The sequence below is a fragment of the Vibrio cyclitrophicus genome, from assembly GCA_023206055.1.
Lineage (GTDB): Bacteria > Pseudomonadota > Gammaproteobacteria > Enterobacterales > Vibrionaceae > Vibrio > Vibrio cyclitrophicus_A.
Genome location: CP065367.1, coordinates 1,102,434 through 1,123,698, shown reverse-complemented (window position 1 = coordinate 1,123,698; position 21,265 = coordinate 1,102,434). Strand labels below are relative to the sequence as shown.

The window sequence follows — 21,265 nt, the reverse complement described above, 5'->3', positions numbered from 1 at the left end:
ATATGACCATCGCAAATAGTGAAAAGCTTATGAATACTGAAGCGACTCAAATCAACAAGCCAAGTCTACGTGCTAAGAAACGTATCGACTGGAGAGAAAGAATCTTCCACGGCTTGTTCTTATCGAGTGCTGTAATCGGCATCGTATCACTAGCCGTTATCGCTTACTTTATCGTTGCAGAGAGTATCCCTGCATTCCAAGAGGCCGGTGTTTCTGGCATCGTTCTGGGTGTTGACTGGTTACCGCCAGCTCTATTCGGTGTTGCAACAATGATTGTTGCATCGATTGTTTCGACACTTGGAGCTGTAGTTGTTGGTGTACCAGTTGGTGTATTAACCGCTATTTTTATTGCTGAGATTGCTCCAAAGCGTCTTGCAGATATTATTCGACCAGCAGTTGAGCTTCTAGCGGGTATCCCGTCGGTAGTTTACGGCTTCTTCGGTCTAGTAATCATCGTTCCAATGATTCAGAACGTTTTCCAAGTGCCAGCGGGTAACACTATCCTGGCAGGTATCATTGTTCTGGGTATTATGATTCTTCCTACCGTTATTACGGTTTCTGAAACTTCGATCCGTGCTGTACCTCGTACATACAAAGAAGGTTCACTTGCGCTGGGTGCTTCGAAAATCTACACGATTTTTAAGCTACTCGTTCCTGCTGCACGTTCAGGCATTATGACTGGTGTGATTTTGGGTATCGGTCGCGCACTGGGCGAAACGATGGCAATCATTATGGTGATGGGTAATGCGCCAGCAATGCCAGAAGGCATTTTGGACTCAGCTCGTACGCTAACAGCAAACATTGCTATTGAAATGTCTTACGCAAGTGGTATCCACGCGAGTGCACTGTACGCAACCGGCGTTGTGCTTCTGGTATTCATCATGATGTTAAATGGTGCTCTGCTTTATCTTAATCGTGAAAAAACGAAGTAGGCGAGGAGAAGTAATATGGATCGCGTAAAACTCAAACAAGCACGTCAAACCAAAGATAATATCTTGAAAGGTTTTATCTGGGCGGCAGCAGCAGTCACTGTTGGTTTCTTATTCTGGATCATTTGGTACATCCTATCGAATGGCTTGCAATACGTAGACTGGAACTTCATCACTGACGACTACACTCGTACTGGTGAAGAACGTGGTATTTTCCCAATGATCATTGCCACGATCTATATGGTAATCGCATCAATTGCTGTGGCAGCGCCGCTCGGTATTATGACGGCGATATACCTAACCGAATACGCTAAAGTTGGCAGTAAACTGGTTAAGGTGATTCGTTTCTGTACCGAATCTTTAGCGGGTATTCCATCGATTATCTTTGGTCTGTTCGGTATGACCTTCTTTGTTTCGATTCTTGGCCTTGGCTTCTCGATTTTGTCGGGTGCATTAACGCTGAGTATTCTAATTCTTCCTGTAATCATTCGTACTACAGAAGAAGCATTGATGGCAGTACCACAAACTTATCGTGAAGGCTCATACGGCCTTGGCGCTTCAAAAATCTACACTATCTGGCGTTTGATCTTACCAAGCGCAATGCCAGGTATCTTAACTTCGGTCATTCTTAGTATTGGTCGTGTAATTGGCGAATCAGCACCTGTATTCTTAACCGCAGGTATGGTGGCACGTGTTCCTGAGTCGGTATTCGATTCTGGCCGTACACTAACGGTTCACCTATATAAGCTGACAACAGAGCTATTTACTATCGATGAGTGGAACCAAGCCTACGGCACGGCGACAGTCCTAATTGTATTGGTTCTCTTGATCAACATGGTTACAAAACTGATTGCGAGACGCTTCAACACGGCAACTTACTAAGCACATTAGTTGGCTCATCAATAAAGATAGCCCCCGTGATAAAGAAAGCATCAAGTTAGACACGAATTTAAGAATTTAGAGATTACGAACATGAACAAATTTGATATTGAGAACCTAGATCTGTTTTACGGCGACAACCAAGCGCTTAAATCTATCAACCTGCCAATTCCAACTCGTCAGGTTACGGCACTGATTGGCCCATCAGGTTGTGGTAAGTCAACGCTATTACGTTGCTTGAACCGCATGAATGACCTAATTGAAGGCGTTACTATTAAAGGTAAGCTGGATATGGATGGTACAAACATCTACGGCAATATTGATGTGGCTGACCTGCGTATTCGCGTAGGCATGGTATTCCAAAAGCCAAACCCTTTCCCAATGAGCATCTACGAGAATGTAGCTTACGGCTTGCGTGCTCAAGGTATCAAAGACAAGAAGCACATTGATGAAGTAGTAGAAAGCTCACTGCGCAGTGCAGCTCTTTGGGACGAAGTAAAAGATCGTCTTAAAGCACACGCATTTGGCTTGTCTGGTGGTCAGCAACAACGTCTATGTATCGCTCGTACAATTGCAATGGAACCGGATGTAATCCTGATGGATGAACCGACATCGGCTCTTGACCCAATCGCGACGCACAAGATTGAAGAATTGATGGAAGACCTGAAGAAAGACTTCACTATCGTTATCGTAACGCACTCAATGCAGCAAGCGCGTCGTATCTCAGACCGTACTGCTTTCTTCTTAATGGGAGAGCTTGTAGAGCACAACGAAACGAGTGTTATCTTCAGCGAACCAAAAGATGATCGTACTAAAGGTTACGTAAACGGTGACTTTGGTTAATTGATTATTTAAGTGCTGTGTTTGGCCTTTTAGCAAAACCAGCACGCTAACTGAAACGCAGGTTAGATAATCGAATAGATCGACAGAATTATCACTATAACTATAAGCGATGGAAGTTTTGCCCCACTTTAGGTGGGGCTTTTTTATGCCTTTAACAAAGTCCCAATGTCGATGAAATTTTGGGCAGGAAATCCCATTTTTGTAGTCGTTCTCATGCTTGTGATAATGTAAAAAGTGAAATTGCGACCCGCTTAACATCTCATTTTTAGTTATATTGATTGCATATCAAGGCTTCTGTATTTTTGCTGTATTCTCAATAGCCAATGGACGGAAACTGTGCCTGTAAAAGCCTTTGCAAAACAAATATCTGCTACGCGCGATCACCGTTTGTTGGCAGGGTATCTTTTCGACTACTTGGCTAAGATACTTGATCCTAAAGGGGTTGGGATATTCGCTGAGCCAATACCGGAAAGCGATTCGTTACCCTTGTTTTGTCATGGCGAATTAACCTCTCTTGAGAATTACCCCTCTACATTTTGGCCATGGGTTTCACAGTTTGATACTGCAGACGGTGTGTTACCTATGGCAATCAATACCTGTAATTGGGAACACATGAAAGTGCTGGGTGGAGAGTCGTTCATCATGATGCTCGACAACGCGCCTGCCTGTAGAACTTATTTAATCGTTCAAAATTGCAATGCTGAGAAGGTCAATCAAACCTTCGATCAAGATCTTGATGTCTTACAGCTCGCGGCTGCTCGTTGGCAATGTATTCGTGCCGAAAAAAATGCAGCGCTTGAGATAAAGCATCGAGACACACGTGAAGCGCAGTACCTAGATGAGATAAAGCTGCGGGAACTGTTTGTCGAGAACATGAAACTGGTTCATCAAGTCGCGTTAGAGCTTTCTAACCCTGAATCACTTGATGCCTTGTATAAGGCTTCGATTGAAGCAGTTCGCGACCGTTTAGGTTTTGATCGTGCGATCTTTATGTTGCTCGATATGAAAAAGCGTTGTTTCAGCGGCACCTATGGCACTGACGAAGCGGGCAAGACAAACAGCGAACATCATACTCAATACGATCTGCATCAGCTTGAAGCCGAATACATTGAGGCACTGTCTAACAATCACACCAATCTCGTCATTATAGAGAACGCGCCCCTATACACAGAAGGGAACGTCGTTGGGCAAGGTTGGAACGGTATGCTTATCTTGCGTGAAGGGGAGAAACCTGTCGGCTGGATCGCCATGGATAACTACATTCATCGTTCACCCATTACCAATTATCAAAAGCAGATGCTTGAGTCGTTTGGCTCTCTGCTCTCTCAGATCTACATCCGTAAGCGTCAAGAGCAGAACATACGTATGCTGCACTCGAGTATGGTTGAGCTGTCTCGCTGCGACAGCGTCAGTGAAGTATGTAAGTCCGCCGTCAGTTTTGCGATTCAGCACTTAGGCATTGACCGATTAGCGGTTTTCCTCACTGATAAAAACTGTAGCTACATGCAAGGTACTTGGGGCACCGACATTAAAGGCGGTATTGTCGATGAGTCTTATTATCGCTCTGAGCTGGTGGAACGTGACATCGTAGCCGCAGCTCGCGCTTGCCCCAATCAAGTCGCCTTTGAAGAATCAGTGCCTATCTATCACGATTTCAATATTGTGGGAGTCGGTTGGACGGCAATGACTATGCTCACCACAAACACGGGTGAGCCAATTGCGTTTATCGCAGCCGATAACCTGTTAACTCGCAGCCCTTTAACCTCACAGCTTCGTGAAGTGATACGTATCTTCGCTTCTAGTTTAGCTGAGGTGTTACAGAGAACCATGGCGCAAGAGGAGCTCAAAAAGCTTAATGAAACCCTCGAACAAGAGGTTAGTAAGCGCACTCAAGAGCTTGAACGAGCAAATGAGCAGCTGGATATCATCTCTAAATTAGACCCGCTGACACGTCTTGGAAATCGTCGTATGTTGTCGCAGGTGTTAGAAGATCTAAATTGTGACGATCAAGGGGTGTTTGCCACACAGCATGAAGTCACATTTGGATTGATCCTCGTCGACCTCGATCACTTTGGTTTGTACAACAGCGTCTATGGTCATACTGAAGGAGACGCAGCTCTGCGAACCATCGGCAAGATACTTAATGCCCATGTTCATAGTGATAAGGAAACCTTCTGTCGTATTGGGGGAGAAGAGTTTATGTTGTTGATGATCGGCACTAATCACTCTGAAACGAAGCAGCGTGCCGAGTCGATTAGAAAGTGCATTGAAGAGGCGAAGATCCTTCATTGTGAAAGCAGCACCAGTCAGTATTTAACCGCATCCGTCGGCTATGCCTCGATAACCTCAGACCAGCATCAATTCGATTTTGATCTGCTGTATGGCAAGGCAGACAAAGCTTTATATCAAGCCAAAGACTCAGGGCGAAATAGAATTGTTTCTGCTTTAAAACGGAGAAAGGTTGCGACGCCACTGACTTAGTGTGGCATTTAATTTTTCCGTTTTAAAAAACGAATGAAGCCGTGATGATCACAATGTGGTCATCACGGCTTCGTTCTTTTTTTACTTAGATTTTCTGATCAACTAGCTTTCTGCTTACTTAGACCGCTGGTTAATCAAAGCCTTTCTAATGTGCTCTTGCGTGTATTGTTCGACATGCGCTTTGGTTTCTTAACCGTTTTGATTGCCTCAGAAGGATCCCATGATGGGTTTGTCGAGCTAGTTTCACCATAAAGGCTTTGGTTTAGCTTACTTAGTTCGGCTTCAACGGCTTCTAACGTTTCATCGCTTAGATCTGAATTTTCAGATTTCCACTGTTCAAACAAGGTTCTGGTCATCACGCCATCTTTTGCTTTCAGCGCGGTAATTAGCGCTTCTGCTGTAGCTGATTGACGTTCAACAGTGTGTGTTGGTTTTGTCGTTACACCACGGCGTGACCAGAAGTAGAAAGCCATCACAGAGCTAATCAACCATAAGACAGCGAACAGCGCGGTTAGGTAAGGCCATATTCCAGGGTTATCAACGGTAACAATCGTCGGGTTGGCTTGTTTGGTGGGTGTTTCTACCACTGGAGGTGGCGTGCTTGAGGTCGCACGGTCACTTGCTTTTACCGCTAACTCTAGCCCTTGCGCTTTGCTGGTTTGTTCTGATTGCAAATCGGTGTTAAACCAAGATTGAGACACATCAGGAAGCGAGATATTTCCAGCTTCTTTCGGGATCAAGACCTGCTTGTAAACTACTACTGCATCGCCTGACTGTGTGGTACCAAATTGCGGCTTCTCTTCATAAACACGAACCGATTTAGGGTAGGTGACATTCAGTTTTGGCAGTTGGTGCTGGGTTAAATTGCTAGCCGTCATAGTAATGGTACGAGTTAACGAATCACCCGCTTCCATTTCAATGGTTTTGTTGTCGCCTTCCAAACCATTGTTATTAGTTAGCTCGTTACCTAGGCTATCTGACCATTTTTGTATCAGTTTGAAGTTTGATGTTGGTAACCATTCACCTTGGTAGCCTTTTGGCACCTCTTTGACGGTTACATCTAGGGTGTCAACGGGAGTGTCGAGTTGGAACAAGCGCGTTGTACTGGAGTTGTTGGTCGAGTAGACAACGGCTCCAGTCAGCTTCGGCCCATTCAGCTTAAACTGTCCGGCCTTTTGAGAAGAGATACGGAAAGACTGTTGAACAACCGTCACTTCTTGTCCATTGAGGACATCTTGAAATTGCTTCGATTCACCAATAGGTTCCACATCTAAGCCCGGCGAGCTCGGTGGCGTTATTTTAGGATCTTGCAGTCTTCTTGGGTCAGCTTTAATGATGAGTTTTACATCAAGCTCAGCGACTTCTTGTGGGTATAGCGAGTCTTTACTCAGATTAAGCTGGAACTCAGCCATATCATGTTGAGTGGGTGCAGCTTTATTAACGGCAACATTGATGGTGATTGGCTTGGTTTTTGCCCCTTCAATATCGAAGCTAGGAATCTGAACCTTACCCAAACGCAGTGGAGCAAGGCTGATGTTCCATTCACTTGACACCGAGCGGCTACCATTGACGATTCGCATCGACGAGCCAAAGCTTGGTGTGCCGACATAGAAATCTTGCTGGAGCGCCGTTAGATCTAGAGCATCAGAAGAGACCTTTTCATCGGTTGAGACTCTAAGTAGGAATACTTGATCTTTGGTGACACTGTTTTGTGAAACGCTCGCTACGGCAGTCGCCGCCAATGCCGAAAAGGACGAGAAAGCTCCTAACAGCAGCGTTAGGAGTATGGATAAAAATGGCTTGTTAAGAAATCGCATGGTTACCACTTTTTGTTCTGGTTGTTAGGAGCACTTTTTTGTCGTGCTTGTAAAATCATTTGCGCTTTAAGCAGTTGGCTCGGGTCACGGGCGCTTTCTACTTGCTCAAGTTTTCGCATATCTGGGTCACTTGATAGCGGCTGCCCTGAGGTTTGTGCTACAGCTTGTTGAGCATCGTCTTCACCTTGTTCGCTTGAAGCTTGCTGTGCACTCGCACTTTGAGGTGTTGATTCATCTTGGTCTTCTGACTGCTCGGCTTTATTTGGTTGCTTAGACGGAGCTGCTTGTTCACCTGCATTTGCATCCGTTTGGTCTTTAGATTGCTCTTGGTTCTCACTTTCAGTTTGATCGTTTGTTGGGTTCTGTGATTTTTCAACGCTTGCAGAGCTTTGCTGTTGATTCGACGAGTCTTGCGAAGAATCACTTTGCTGACTTTGCTGACTTTGCTGACTTTGCTGACCTTGCTGACCTTGCTGACCTTGCTGATTCTGCTGGTCTTGGTCTTTTTGGTCTTTGGATTCAGAATCGCCTTGCTGTTGCTGTTGCTGTTGCTGTTGCTGTTGGGCTTGTTTGACGATCTCTAGATTCTTCTTGGCATATGCGTGCTCAGGGTTGTTGTCTAGAATGTGTTGATACTCTTCTATCGCTTGATCGTACTTGCCTTGTTGCGCTTGTGCATTCGCAAGGTTGTAGCGAGCATTTTCGCCATTCAAACCTTGTAGTGTCTGCTCTGCAGCTTCGAAGTCTCCCGCTTTGTATTGTGCGATGCCTTTCCACTCTTGTTGTTGGAACTGCTCTGCAGCTTGTTGGAAGTCTTCATCTTGATAAAGCTGATAACCCACCTGGTCGTCGGTTTTCCAAGGATTAGCAAACGCAGTATTCGGTTGGCTGAACGACAAAACCACAGCTAATCCGCACCAAATAACACCCTTCCGAAACAGCCCAAGAGCAGGGAGTAATAGGAATGGTAGTAGCCAAAAGCCATTGTTGACTCTGGTGTTGAGTGAGTTATTGGTCTTGGTCACTTCAGAGGTTGTTGCAACTCGGTCGAGATAACTCGCGATGTGTTCAACATCTGAGTTATCAAATTGAACTTCAGTGAATGTGCCACCATAACTGTGAGTCAGGTCACGCATGTTCTCTAAGTGGGTTCTTGCGACCACTGTTTGCCCTGAGTCGGTTTGCAGCATTGAGCCTGTTGGCAAAGAGATTGGCGCGCCACTTTCAGTACCCACCGCTAAAATAGATATCGTCCAATTGTTGCCAGAGAGCAGGGCGTCAATTTTTCTCTTCTCTTGGTCATCAATATCATCAGCAATCAATACCAAATCACCTTGATAGATCTTCGCGCGAGTCATCATCTCAATCGCAAGCTTAACCGCAGCGGGGGCGTTACTGCCTTGGTAAGGCATGATATCCGGAGACAAGTTTGGCACTTGGCTCTTGATGGTGTTGATGTCGGACGTTAGCGGGCTAATGGTGTAAGCATCGCCAGCGTACGCCACCATTCCGGTTAAGCCTTCTTTCCACAACGAGAGCAGATCAAGAGCTTTGTATCGCGCTTGAGTCAGGCGATTTGGTTTTATGTCGGTAGCGTATAGAGACATCGACATGTCCATCATCACAACTCGCGCCTGCGTTTTTTCAAAGCTCGGCTGTTCATTGTTTTGAAAGCTGGGGCCGGCTAGTGCAACAACACCGACCATCCACCAGATACCAAAGTAAGTGCTGCGGTTTTTTGATGGCTTGCTTGATTCAGGCGCCAAGTATCGAGCGATATGAGAAGCCAATAACCCTTGCTTAGATTGCTTCTTGCTAAGCCACCAAATCGCGGGCAACGCGGCAAGCGCCAAGAACCAATATGGGTAGATAAAAGTAAAGTTAGACATTGTTTCTCCTAATGGCTAACAGCATAAATGCGAAGAACATTGCCGCAGACAAAGGCCATACGAACCACTCTTGTTGTGGTCGCCAAACCTTGGTGGCATTCGTCACGGGTTCTAACTGGTTGATGGTGTCGTAAATGGTCGCCAGCTCTTTACTGTCACGAGCTCGGAAGTATTGACCGCCTGTGCGTTTAGCAATTTCCATAAGCGTGCGTTCATCCAAATCTTGAGCCGTGTTTACTTTGCGAGTCATGAATAACTCTTTAACCATCATTTCGCCTGCGCCAACACCGACGGTGTAAATGGTCGCGTTGTATTTCTTGGCAATGTCAGCAGCCTCTAATGGGTCTAACACCCCTGCAGTATTACTGCCGTCACTGAGTAGTACCATCACACGTTGTGAGGCATCACTATCAACAAAGGTTTTGGTCGCAAGGCCAATGCCATCGCCAATCGCAGTTTGATTACCGATTAGTCTCAGTACCGCTTGATTGAGCTGTTGTGACAGTGTGTCTCGGTCTAGAGTCAAAGGCGTTTGTAGGTAGGCATGATCGGCAAAGAGCACCAACCCGACTCGGTCGCCTTTGCGTCGTTCAATAAAGTCACTCAACACATGTTTGACTGCCGATAATCGGTCGATGTATTCACCATTGAACTGCATGTCTTCCTGGCTCATCGAGTAGGAGAGGTCGACAACCAGCATCAAGTCTCGGTGTTTTGGTTGAAACTCAACCGGTTCACCGTACCAAACTGGGCGTGCGAGTGCAGTCACCAATAAAAGCCAGACAATGACGGACAACGCCTTTGGCAAGCGAGTGCTTGGCGTTTTGGTATTGCTGTCCTCTGGCAGAAATGGAAGTTTAAGAGCGCTGTTTGATTCCGCTTTAGGTGAGAACAAGTAAACGAGCAACGGCAGTGGCGCGAGGAAAAACATCCACCACCAAACGAATTCGATGTTAAGTAAGCTCGTGTTTAAAAGATTAGTCATAACGACCTCGCTTTGGAGGAAGGGCTTTACGAAGCCAAGTTTCGCAATCATTAACCAATTGCTGTTGATCCATTTTCTGCTCGTCGTTTATTAAAGCTGAATCTTGGTAGAGCGCTTGTTGCCATTGCGATTGCTTTGCGGCGAACAACGGTTTTGCCAATTGCGCATCTAAGAACGCCAACCAATCATCACCAGATAAGCCTGCCACTTTTTCACGTGGGAAATAGCTCAATGCGGCTTGGCGAAGGATGCGTTGTGCTTCGCAAGGTGATAAGCACTTTGAAGGCTGATTATTGCTGAAGTAAGACAGCGCTTCTTGCTTCGCCTGTTGATTGTTTTTTCTGCGTTTTACAACAAAAAACACCAAAGCAATCAGGATAATGGCCGCGATAATTAAGGCCCACCAACCCCACGCCAAAGGCCACCATGTTGGTGCGTCTGGCGCAATAACAGGGCTTAAATCTAAGGGCTGATTCATGACTGAGCTCCTGATATCTGGCTCATCAATGGCTGCGCACTCGACAGCGAGCTGTAGGGTATCGCGAGAGATAATCCCATCTGTTGTAGCTGTTGCTGCTTGGCCGAGAAGGCATGGTTGAGCTTTTCCTTTTCTTTATTAGAGGAGAAGTTGAACCACTGTGTTTTGCTGCCATCGGTGACTTGTTTCGAGCCTTTATAGGCCGTTTGACCTTGCTCTAGAGGGTCGTAAAAATGTATCAGACGTACTCTGTTGTGCCGGCGAATTTGGCTGATAAGTGAGTAGTCACTTTCTTGGTAACGCACAAAGTCGCTGAGCATAATAATATCGCTGCCTTTCGGGCAAAGCTGATGAAGAGACTTCAATCCATGCTCTAAGGTTGTTTCGCTGGGATTGTTTTGGTTGGTTAGCGCTGCGTTATTGATTTCTATGACTTTTTGTAAAATACGCAGCGGAGCATGGTTGCTAGCACTGGGTTTAATCTCAATGATCTCTTGGCCAGTATCTATCACTGCGCCAATTCGGTCTTTTTGAGCCACAGTGAGCCAGCACAGTTGACTGGCAAAGTGCGCGAGTTGAACCGACTTTAGCAACAAGGTTGAGCCGAAAATCATGCTGCTTGATAGGTCCAAGAACAAAATGACAGGCTGCTCTCGTTCTTCAGAGAACAATTTGGTATGCGCCTTGCCTGTTCTCGCCGTCACACGCCAATCAATGCTTCGGATATCATCTCCTGCTTGGTACTGACGAACTTCAGAGAAGTTCATCCCACGACCTTTGCGGTTGCTCTCGTGTTGACCGTTAAGCTGAGACCAAAGGCTCTTGGCTGGAGGCAACCAGCGAACAGAGTGCGCTTTGTATTGCAGCAGTTCGTTCAGGTTTAACGTGACACCGTCACTATGGTTGGGTAGTTGATTATTCATGCGCGTATCCCTATGCGCTGCCAACCAATGAAATAAGGTGTGCGATCACTTGGTTTGCAGTGACCCCTTCAGCTTGTGCGTGGTAGCTACGGAGCAGGCGGTGGCGTAACACAGGGAATGCCATCGCTTGAACGTCTTGTGGCGTTACATAATCGCGGCCAGCAAGCCATGCGTGAGCACGCGCGCAGCGATCCAAAGCAATAGTTGCGCGTGGGCTGACACCCATATCTAACCATTGATCGAGTTGATCGCTGTATTGCTTGGGTTGGCGAGTCGCCATAACCAGTCTGATGATGTATTGCTCAATGGTGTCTGCCATATGAATGTTGAGCACTTCTTGGCGCGCTTCAAAGATAGTTTGTTGAGAAATAGGCTCTGGTTGAACAGGTTGATTGCCTTGAGCTTCGCCTCTGTTTAGGCGCAAGATTTCCAGCTCACTTTCCATGTCTGGATAAGCCACTTCTAAATGCAGCAAGAAACGGTCTAATTGAGCTTCCGGCAGCGGGTAAGTACCTTCTTGCTCAACCGGGTTTTGCGTTGCCATCACCAAAAACAGATCAGGCAGAGCATAGGTTTTTCGACCGGCAGTCACTTGTTTCTCTGCCATCGCTTCCAGCATTGCTGCTTGAACTTTCGCCGGGGCACGGTTGATCTCATCCGCTAGAATAAGCGAGTTGAAAATCGGGCCTGATTGGAAGGTAAATTCCCCAGTTTCTGGTCGGAAAATATCGGTACCAGTCAAGTCCGCAGGCAGTAAGTCAGGCGTAAATTGAATGCGGTGGAAATCCCCCTCAACGCAATCAGCCAGTGATTTTACGGCGCGAGTTTTTGCTAAACCGGGAGGCCCTTCAACGAGGATATGACCATCTGCTAAAAGGGCGATCATCAGTTGCTTAACGAGCTCTTTTTGACCAATGATTTGAGACTCTAGATAGTTTTGAAGGACTTCGAAATTTGTTTTGTGCATTTTGGACTCTCTGGGTATCCATTTGATTTTTATTTTGAGTATTGGTCACTGATTTGTAGCAAAAAGTTCCAGTACATTTGCGTAATTTATTTTTTCAAAATTGGAAAGATTTACAAGTGGTTAACTAAAAACATCGTTAGGTTGTGATTATTACTATATCAATTGGTTTTTATATACAAAAGCTCGCGGTGGGGAGTTGTTTGAGTTCAGTTAGATCTAAGGACTGATAGCTAAAGCCGACTCTCGACAGTACGATATTGCCTTGGTTGACTCATATTTAATTTGGATGATTTTGGTTGTTACATCGCGTTTGCAATTTTTTGAGAGAAAAGTCTCCAGTTTTATTGGTTGCGGCCGATACATCACTCAGATTGTGCATTGCTTGTTGAAGTGCACTGAAAAGTCCTGTTCAGGGTATACCAATAACGAGCGATTCTTTTTAAAGGTCCAAATATGTTTAAAACTAACTCTCTGAGTATCAAGCAAAAAGTTGTACTTGGCATTACCTTTGCGGTTCTTGCATCGACAGTAATTGTCGGCGCGATGGCACAACAACAAGCAAGAGATGTATTAAGTCATCGATTGATCGACATTGAACTTCCAGGAATGCTAGAGCGAATCAATGGTGAGATTGATCGTGAAGTGTCTCAGCTGTTATTAGCAGCGGAGCAAATTGCTTCAAATGAATTTATTTCTGATGCTATCGAATCGACCGATCGCGATCCGGCACTAGAAAACAAGCTGGTTAAACAACTGAATAACGTTCGTAACCAATATCAGTTGAACGATGCCTCAGTGGCGAACCGTCAAACGGCTTACTACTGGAATCAAAATGGTTTCCTACGTCAGTTAAACCAACAACAAGATGGTTGGTTCTTTGGCTTTACACAATCTGGACAGCCGACCATGGTGAGCATGTTCCAAGAAGCCAATGGCGAAGTGAAAATGTTCGCTAACTACCAACAGCCTTCTGGTTTAGCTATGTCAGGTCTATCAAAATCGATGGATGACATGGTTAACCTGCTGAACGGTTTCAAGATAGAAAATACTGGCTTTGTATTTCTGACTGATAGCCAAGGTGATGTTCAAATTTACCGTGAGCGTTCTCGTAGTGACTCTTCACTGCAACAACTTTACGGCCCTCAATCAAGCCAGCTGTTGAACAAATCGGGCTTCAACCTGATCACCACTGAAAGCCAAGGACAAGAGCTATTTGTCGCGAGCCTTTATGTGTCATCAATGGACTGGTTCGTTATTGGTGTGGTTCCAACCGATGAAGTGTTTGCTGAGCTAGATGAGACGGCACAAAAGATGCTGATAATGACTGCGGTTGTAGCGCTAGTGTTTATCCTAATGGGCGTAGTACTAGCAAACAGCATTACTCAGCCGATTAAACTACTGGCTAAACGCTTTGGTGACCTAGGCGAAGGTGATGGTGACCTTGCGCAGCGTATTGAAGTTAAAGGCAACGATGAAATCGCACAGCTTTCTAAGGGCTTTAACGGATTCATTGAGAAGATTCACGAGTCGATGAAAGAAGTATGCTCGACAAGCCAAGCGCTGCAAGTGGCGGCAGAGAGCGTTTCTAATAAAGCACATATCACCCATGACAACAGCCAAGAGCAACGTGATCAAACCCTTCAAGTGGTTGCTGCCATTAATGAAATGGGTATGACCATCAGCGAGATTGCATCGAACGCGGCAACAGCAGCAGAAACGGCAACGCAAGCTTCAGGTAATACGGAAGTAGGTCGCTCTGTGGTGAATAAAGCAAAAGACGCAATCAGCCGTTTGGCGCAAGATATTGAAAGCACGGGTCAGGTAGTAGAGCAACTGGCTTCTACAACTCAAGACATAGGTTCTATTCTGGGTGTTATCCGTGATATTTCAGATCAAACCAACTTACTCGCATTGAACGCAGCGATTGAAGCAGCCCGTGCCGGCGAGCAAGGTCGTGGTTTTGCGGTTGTAGCAGATGAAGTACGTAACTTAGCAAGCCGCACAGCAGATTCTACGGAAGAGATTCAGAAGATGATCAACCAACTGCAAAGCGATGCTAAAGATGCGGTAACGGCAATGAGTGCGGGTAAGGTGATCACGCTTGAAGGTGTATCGGCGTCGGATGAAGCGGTAGACGTTCTGAGTGGTATTTCAGACCGTATTGTGGATATTACAGACCGTAACACTCAAGTGGCGACAGCAACGGAAGAGCAATCAACCGTAGTTCATACAATCAACCAGAACATTGAAGAGATCAACGCAATCAACGAAGTGACAACGGGCACGGCTGAGCAGCTTGCAGAAGCGAGCCAAGAGCTTCGTGACCTGTCTTCTCGCCTCGATAAGATGGTTGGCTCGTTTAAGTTGTAATACTGCTTGAGCTAGCGACGTTGACAGAGAGCTGGCTTCATTTAATCGTGAATCCAGTTCTTTTTAATTTCGCTCCAGTCCTGTTTAAACTGACGTTCGCTTGATCTGGTTTCGGGCTTTGCACTCAATCGCTCTAGCATCACAGAGCGTAAATGAGTAAAATCTGATTAGGTTTAATATTTAGGTAACTATCATGAGCGATTTTGAAAAAGAACTAGAGCAGATGACTCAAGAGATGGGCGATGAGCCAGAAGTACAACTGCCATCAATTGAAGAGCAAAAAGCGATCGTTGCTGAATTTAAGCGACTAGAAGCGGAAGGCAAGCTAACACCAGAAGTGTTAGAAAAGCATTTTGGCCAGTTCAACAAAACAAGTGATACGCCAATCCACTAAGTTCTAAGCTTAAGGCAATTTCATCTTGTCTAAGATAGAGTGGAATGAGTAGTTGGGCTTAGCCTGACTACACAAATCAAGGTCTAGCCATTGCTATAATGCCGATCGTTTAAGAAGACTTGAACGATCCTGCAGTTAGAAGATAATCCTCATCAACAATGTTGATGGGGATTTTTTATGCTTGAACAAGAATTAGCAATGGCACACGAGACCATTGAAGATGCCGACAATTATGAATCTGTCGTCGACGCCATTCAGATTGAGTGGATAGAACAAGCTCTTCTTGAAACCAATAAAGCGAGCATAAGACGACGCCGACTTCCCGCTCAGCAAGCTGTCTGGTTAGTTATTTGGATGGGACTGCAACGCAACATGTCTATCAAAGAGGTATGCAGTTCATTAGACATCGCACTTCAGCCTAAACCTGAAGATAGTTGGTCTCGTGTTGCACCCAGTGTCCTAACTGATTCACGCCGACGTCTAGATGAGAGTCCGTTAGCGGCTCTGTTTCACACAACGGTAAAGGCTTGGCGCGAAGATATCCTTCAACAAGACAAAGACTTAGGGCTTAATGTTCTTGCTGTCGATGGGACAACATTTAGGTGTCAAGATTCCACAGAGAACGCTGAAGAATTTGGGTTCATCTCTAAAAAATTGAAACCTTACCCTCAACTTCGTTTAGTCGCTTTGATGTCAACAGAAACACGAATGATTATGGGGGCAGCTTTTGATGGTTGTCATGTCGGTGAAACGACCCTAGCCAAGCGCCTATTCAATGATATCCCCGCACACTCATTGACCTTATTTGATCGTTGTTATTTCTCGGCAGACCTTTTGTTGTCGTGGCAAGAGAGTGCGGAAAATGCTCACTGGTTAATGCCTGCAAAACGTAAGCTACGCTATGAAGTGTTGGAGAAATATGCTGAGAACGATATGCTCATTTCAATGCCTATCTCTCCTCAAGCTCAACGGCAGAACCCAAATTTACCCGCACGTTGGGAGGCCAGATTAGTCTTATATCAAGAGCCAAAAGGTGAGATAAAAGGTTTTATTACTTCACTTACAGACCCTAGTAAATACTCGCTAGAAAGCTTGCTGCGTATTTATTGGCAACGCTGGGAGATTGAAGAGGGTTATGGTGAAATAAAACAGACTCAACTGCAAAGCCACGTCACTTTACGAAGTCGTTTTTCTGCCGGTGTGAAGCAAGAGCTTTGGGGCGTATTACTCGCCTATAACTTAGTGCGATTAGAGATGGTTAAGATAGCTTCAGAAGCCGGGGTTCGAGCAACTAGGGTAAGCTTTACTGCTGCAATTAACCTTATAGATGCTCAGTTACGTTGGTTAGCTTTAAGTCCAGACGGAACCCTACCAGTCAAACTTAAAAGGATGAGAGAAAGTCTGAGTCACTTCATTCTTCCAGATAAAAGAAAGGACCGAACGTTTCCACGTTCAGTCCTCTTTGTTCCAGCCAAATATCCGTTTAGGTTCAAGCAGTAATGCTTATCCGAACGGCATTATAGCCATTGCTAGGCCTTTTTTATTGCTGCGCGATAAGTTAACTGAGCTGTGCCCAAAGTTAAACAATCAAAGCGAAAGTAGTTGGCGCCTTTAAACAAAAAAATCCCCCTTACTTGGTAAGAGGGATTTGATATGGACAAGTTACATCCTAAAAGGCTAAGCGATTAGTCTGTGCCGTATTCTTTGTATAGGCGACGACATGCGCGACCGTCACTGTGGAACAAGTGACAACGGTGTGCAGGAATACCAATCGCTAGCTTGTCACCAGATTCGATTGTCAACGTATCTGGCTGGCGATAGATAACGTCAGCATCGGCACTTTCAAGGTTTAGGTAAACCTGAGTTTCGTTACCTAGCTTCTCTACCATCATCACTTCAGCTTCAATCGTCGCATCACCTGTTTCAGCAGACAACAAATGTTCAGGACGAACGCCCAGAGACATACGGTCACCTGCATTGACAGTCGTACCATCGACTGGGATCCAGAAAGTCATGCCGTTAGATAGTTGTACCAATACGCGTTCCGCTTCAGCTTGCTCGATGTGAACCGACATAAAGTTCATCTTCGGCGAGCCAATAAAGCCAGCAACGAAACGGTTCTGAGGGTAGTGGTAAAGATCAAGCGGCTTACCGACTTGAGATACGTAACCGCCATCAAGAACAACAATTTTATCGGCCATTGTCATCGCTTCCACCTGGTCGTGGGTAACGTAGATCATGGTGCAGCCAAGTTGACGCTGTAGCTTAGTGATTTGCGAACGCATTTGAACACGCAAAGCAGCATCAAGGTTAGATAGCGGCTCATCAAGTAGGAATACGTTTGGTTGAGAAACCAGAGTACGACCGATAGCAACACGCTGACGTTGACCACCCGATAGGGCTTTAGGCTGACGCTCAAGAAGGTGACCAAGCTGAAGGATTTCTGCAGCATGTTCAACACGCTTATCAATTTCAGCTTTGTTAGCGTTCGCTAGCTTCAGGCCGAAAGACATGTTGTCGTAAAGGTTAAGGTGAGGGTAAAGCGCGTAAGATTGGAATACCATACCTACGCCACGCTTTGAAGGCTCAACGTCATTCATGCGTTGGTCGCCAATGTACAAATCACCAGACGTAATGTCTTCTAGACCTGCGATACAGCGTAATAGCGTCGATTTACCACAACCTGATGGTCCAACGAATACTACGAACTCACCTTCGTTGATGTCTAAGGTTACGTCCTTAGAAATCTGTACATCACCATATGATTTATAAACGTTTTTTAACGTGACACTCGCCATCTAGCTAGTCCTCGATCGATCAAATTTTAAGTTTTACTGCTTATCATTATAAGAAATTTTTGGGTCAGCAGTAACTGTAGGAATTGGTAAGTATTGAATGAGTAAGAAAAAAAAGTGGGTGAGACTTGGATTCTTTAACCAAGCCCACCCGTCATAGCCAAACTGATGCCCATTTCCCCCACATCCAGCTAAACCTCCCCCGTGATTCAATCACAGATTTAGCTCGATGCTAATATAAGACACCAGCGGGCAGTGAAGCCAACTAAATGAATAATGCGTCAACGCATAACACTTGCTGGTAAAGGGTTCTTACTATCCACTCTTGGATGAATGCAGTTTCGGTGAATTGGCGTAAGGGTACATCCTCCTAACGCAAAATTAACTAGGGGGAGTAGGAGGGGAGGAGTAGATATAGGGGGTTAATAATAATTGGCGATCCAGTTCAAATAAATCCACCACGTAACGGTGATGTTGATCACGATGAGTATGTGTTTTGTGATTGTAGTCTCTAATCTGACCGGATGGCGATCACGAATTTAAGCCATAATAGCTAGGGCGTAGTGGCTAGGATGATGAGCTAGGGTCTGTTTTCTCAGATCATAACCTCCGAAAACTGGCTCGTCTTGGTAGATGTGCCCTACGTATAAATATAAAAAGGATATTCACATGAAAAACGCTCTAAGCGCTGTAGCTCTAGGTACAATAGTTGCTCTGGGTTCTTTTGGTGCAAATGCTGCTATCGAAGAAGGACAACTAACAATCTGGGTAGGTGGTGACAAAGCTTATGAAGGCATGGCTGAAGTAGGTAAACGCTTCGAAGAAGATACTGGTGTTAAAGTAACAGTCGCTTTCCCTGACAAGCTAGAAGAGAAATTCCCTCAAGTAGCAGCAGCTGGTGATGGCCCAGACATGATCTTCTACGCACACGACCGTTTTGGTGGCTATGCAGAAGCAGGGCTTCTTGTTGATATCAAACCTTCTAAAGAAACTAAAGAAGGTATCGTAGACTTCGCATGGGACGCTGTTTCTTACGAAGGTAAAACAATCGCATACCCAGTAGCGGTTGAGTCAGTTTCTCTAATTTACAACAAAGCACTTGTGCCTAACCCACCTAAGTCTTGGGAAGAAATCCCAGCACTTAACGCTGAACTTCAAAAAGACGGTAAGAAAGCAATCATGTGGCCTCTACGTGGCGGCGCTTACTTCACATGGCCTCTACTTGCAGCTGATGGCGGTTACGCATTCAAACAGACTGCTGAAGGCTACGACATTAAAGATGCGGGTGTAGCGACTGAAGGTGTTCAGAAGTCTCTAGGTTTCATCGAGAAGATGGTACAAGACAAAGTTATCTCTGCAGACATGGATTACTCAGTAGCTGAGTCTGAATTCGTTGCAGGTAACGTTGCAATGACAATCAACGGCCCTTGGGGTTGGGAAAACATCAAGAAAGCTGGCGTAGACTACGGCGTAACAACTTTACCTAAGTTCAACGGTAAAGCGTCTAAACCTTTCGTTGGTGTTTGGGCTGGTGGTATCAGCACTGCGTCTCCAAACCGCGACCTAGCTGTTGAGTTCATGGAAAACTACCTACTAACAGATGAAGGTATGAAGAGCCTGAACGACGACAAGCCACTAGGCGCTGTTGCTCTTAACTCTTTCCAACGTCAACTAGACAGCGATACTCGTATTGCAGCAACAATGGACAACGCGATGAATGGCGAAATCATGCCTAACATCCCTCAGTTCACAACATTCTGGTACAGCATGGAAGAAGCGATCGGCAACGTAGTTGACGGCCGTCAATCAGTAGACCAAGCACTAAAAGCTGCTGAAGGTCGAATGACTAAGTAACAACCAAGCACTACCTTTTAAGGAGAGGGTAACCTCTCCTTACTTTTCTATTTTTTATCTATATCGCTAGCAGGTTCCTCTATGCAGTCAGTTCAAGGTACAGATGCTATCCCAGCACCATCAAGCCTTCCAGGCAGTAAAAGCGTCTTCATCAAATGGGGGTTGCTTGGTAGCGTTGGCTTAATAAACGGCTACGCTACAATTCTAATGTATTCTCGCGGTGAGCTCGCTTTTGCGCTGCTTACAGTGATCTTAACGGCTTTGGCACTTTACATTTTTGGTAGTAAAAAAACTTACGCCCACCGTTATATTTACCCAGGTATTGCCGGAATGATCTTGTTCATTCTTTTCCCATTGGCATACACCGTAGGGCTTGCGTTTACTAACTACAGCGCAAAAAACCAGCTTTCTCTAGAGCGTACTCAAACCGTTCTTTTAGACCGTTCTTTCCAAAGCGGTGAGAGCTACCCATTTACTTTGTACAAGACAGATGACGGTCACCAAATCGTCGTAAAAGATGGCGATCAACTGTTAGCGACTGACGTATTTTCTCTAGACAATATGACAGAAACAGAGATGGACCTATCTGTCATCGAGTCTGCGCAAGGTGAAAAAGAGAAGATCAAAGCGATCATCCAAAACCGAGCTGCGATCAATGGTGTTGATTTCAATCTACCGGACGGTGGTGATATCCGCATGAGTGGCTTACGTAAGTTTGCTTCTGTTGCTCCGCTTTACACGCTACAAGACGATGAAGAAACGTTAGTCAACAATGAAACGGGTGAAGTTCTCAAGCCAAATATGGATGTGGGTTTCTACCAACCTGTTGATGCCAATGGTGAATTTACCGGTAACACGATTTCTCCGGGCTTCGTTGTTAGCATAGGGACACATAACTTTGAACGTGTGTGGAAAGATGACGGCATTAAAGAACCGTTCATCAGCATCTTTATTTGGACGGTAATCTTCTCGGTATGTACCGTAGTGTTCACACTTGTCATCGGTCTTGTACTGGCAAACATTGTGCAATGGGAAGAGTTGAAAGGCCGCTCTATTTATCGTGTTCTACTGATTCTGCCTTACGCCGTACCAGCGTTTATCTCGATTCTTATCTTTAAGGGTCTATTCAACCAGAGCTTTGGTGAGATCAACATGGTGCTTGAGAATATCTTCGGCTTAAGCCCGAACTGGTTCTCAGACCCTATCTTAGCGAAAACCATGGTGCTGATGGTTAACACGTGGCTAGGTTTCCCTTACATGATGATTCTATGTATGGGTCTGCTTAAAGCGATTCCTGATGATTTATACGAAGCATCAGCGATTGATGGTGCGAACTTCCTTGATAACTTCAAGCGCATTACGTTCCCATTGATGATTAAACCACTTACACCGCTATTGATTGCAGCGTTTGCCTTTAACTTCAACAACTTCGTAATGATTCAACTATTGACGAACGGTGGCCCGAACATGATTGGTACTTCTGAGCCAGCGGGTTACACAGACTTGCTTGTAAGCTACACGTACCGAATTGCATTCGAAGGCGGCGGCGGTCAAGACTTCGGTCTAGCAAGTGCTATCGCAACGCTTATCTTCCTATTGGTTGGTGCACTAGCGTTACTAAACCTTCGTTTCACTAAACTGTCTCAAGATTAAGGAGCACG

16 protein-coding genes are annotated in these 21,265 nt (G+C 45.4%); 9 read left to right on the top strand and 7 right to left on the bottom strand.

Annotated elements, in window-relative coordinates:
- Nucleotides 1–2 precede the first annotated feature (2 nt).
- The 4 genes from pstC (at nucleotide 3) to ITG09_20570 (ending at nucleotide 5,132) form a co-directional block, all read left to right on the top strand.
- Nucleotides 3–932 (top strand): phosphate ABC transporter permease subunit PstC, encoded by a 930-nt coding sequence (pstC, locus tag ITG09_20585; GenBank protein UPR53788.1) that lies wholly within the window; start codon nucleotides 3–5, stop codon nucleotides 930–932.
- A gap of 15 nt (nucleotides 933–947) precedes the next feature.
- Complete coding sequence (gene pstA / locus ITG09_20580; protein UPR53787.1) at nucleotides 948–1,811, top strand: phosphate ABC transporter permease PstA; 864 nt, start codon at nucleotides 948–950, stop codon at nucleotides 1,809–1,811.
- Nucleotides 1,812–1,901: 90 nt separating this feature from the next.
- Nucleotides 1,902–2,651: a phosphate ABC transporter ATP-binding protein gene (locus tag ITG09_20575; GenBank protein ID UPR53786.1), complete on the top strand. Its 750-nt coding sequence runs from the start codon at nucleotides 1,902–1,904 to the stop codon at nucleotides 2,649–2,651.
- A 336-nt stretch (nucleotides 2,652–2,987) separates the two neighbouring features.
- Entirely contained in the window at nucleotides 2,988–5,132 is a 2,145-nt protein-coding gene (locus tag ITG09_20570) for a GGDEF domain-containing protein (GenBank protein ID UPR53785.1), read from the top strand.
- 134 nt (nucleotides 5,133–5,266) lie between these two features.
- On the opposite strand, the gene ITG09_20565 is transcribed toward ITG09_20570, so the two are convergent.
- From ITG09_20565 to ITG09_20540, 6 genes are read right to left on the bottom strand one after another with little or no spacing between them, the layout of a single operon-like run.
- On the bottom strand, nucleotides 5,267–6,949 hold the full coding sequence (locus tag ITG09_20565) for a BatD family protein (protein ID UPR53784.1): 1,683 nt from the start codon (nucleotides 6,947–6,949) through the stop codon (nucleotides 5,267–5,269).
- A 2-nt stretch (nucleotides 6,950–6,951) separates the two neighbouring features.
- Nucleotides 6,952–8,838, bottom strand: coding sequence for a VWA domain-containing protein (locus ITG09_20560; GenBank protein UPR53783.1), 1,887 nt, complete (start codon nucleotides 8,836–8,838; stop codon nucleotides 6,952–6,954).
- Complete coding sequence (locus tag ITG09_20555; GenBank protein UPR53782.1) at nucleotides 8,831–9,823, bottom strand: VWA domain-containing protein; 993 nt, start codon at nucleotides 9,821–9,823, stop codon at nucleotides 8,831–8,833. Before ITG09_20555 ends, ITG09_20560 begins: the two co-directional genes overlap by 8 nt.
- Complete coding sequence (locus ITG09_20550) at nucleotides 9,816–10,301, bottom strand: DUF4381 domain-containing protein (GenBank protein ID UPR53781.1); 486 nt, start codon at nucleotides 10,299–10,301, stop codon at nucleotides 9,816–9,818. Before ITG09_20550 ends, ITG09_20555 begins: the two co-directional genes overlap by 8 nt.
- Nucleotides 10,298–11,224, bottom strand: a complete 927-nt coding sequence (locus tag ITG09_20545) for a DUF58 domain-containing protein (GenBank protein UPR53780.1) — start codon at nucleotides 11,222–11,224, stop codon at nucleotides 10,298–10,300. Before ITG09_20545 ends, ITG09_20550 begins: the two co-directional genes overlap by 4 nt.
- Before the next feature lie 10 nt (nucleotides 11,225–11,234).
- Nucleotides 11,235–12,191, bottom strand: a complete 957-nt coding sequence (locus tag ITG09_20540; protein UPR53779.1) for a MoxR family ATPase — start codon at nucleotides 12,189–12,191, stop codon at nucleotides 11,235–11,237.
- 453 nt (nucleotides 12,192–12,644) lie between these two features.
- On the opposite strand from ITG09_20540, the gene ITG09_20535 reads away from it, so the two are divergent.
- The 3 genes from ITG09_20535 to ITG09_20525 all read left to right on the top strand — a co-directional run bounded on the left by ITG09_20535 (nucleotide 12,645) and on the right by ITG09_20525 (nucleotide 16,455).
- Nucleotides 12,645–14,561, top strand: coding sequence for a methyl-accepting chemotaxis protein (locus ITG09_20535; GenBank protein UPR53778.1), 1,917 nt, complete (start codon nucleotides 12,645–12,647; stop codon nucleotides 14,559–14,561).
- 193 nt (nucleotides 14,562–14,754) lie between these two features.
- Nucleotides 14,755–14,955, top strand: coding sequence for a restriction endonuclease subunit S (locus tag ITG09_20530; GenBank protein UPR53777.1), 201 nt, complete (start codon nucleotides 14,755–14,757; stop codon nucleotides 14,953–14,955).
- Between the two features lie 177 nt (nucleotides 14,956–15,132).
- Nucleotides 15,133–16,455, top strand: a complete 1,323-nt coding sequence (locus ITG09_20525; GenBank protein ID UPR53776.1) for an IS4 family transposase — start codon at nucleotides 15,133–15,135, stop codon at nucleotides 16,453–16,455.
- A 185-nt stretch (nucleotides 16,456–16,640) separates the two neighbouring features.
- Here the strand turns inward: ITG09_20525 and malK are convergent, their stop codons facing one another.
- Nucleotides 16,641–17,753, bottom strand: a complete 1,113-nt coding sequence (malK, locus tag ITG09_20520) for a maltose/maltodextrin ABC transporter ATP-binding protein MalK (protein UPR53775.1) — start codon at nucleotides 17,751–17,753, stop codon at nucleotides 16,641–16,643.
- Nucleotides 17,754–18,419: 666 nt separating this feature from the next.
- On the opposite strand from malK, the gene malE reads away from it, so the two are divergent.
- Together malE and malF are read left to right on the top strand one after the other, a co-directional pair.
- Complete coding sequence (gene malE, locus ITG09_20515; protein ID UPR53774.1) at nucleotides 18,420–19,604, top strand: maltose/maltodextrin ABC transporter substrate-binding protein MalE; 1,185 nt, start codon at nucleotides 18,420–18,422, stop codon at nucleotides 19,602–19,604.
- An 81-nt stretch (nucleotides 19,605–19,685) separates the two neighbouring features.
- Nucleotides 19,686–21,257 carry a maltose ABC transporter permease MalF gene (malF, locus tag ITG09_20510; GenBank protein ID UPR53773.1) on the top strand — a complete coding sequence of 524 codons (1,572 nt, stop codon included), beginning with the start codon at nucleotides 19,686–19,688 and terminating at the stop codon, nucleotides 21,255–21,257.
- Nucleotides 21,258–21,265: the final 8 nt, after the last annotated feature.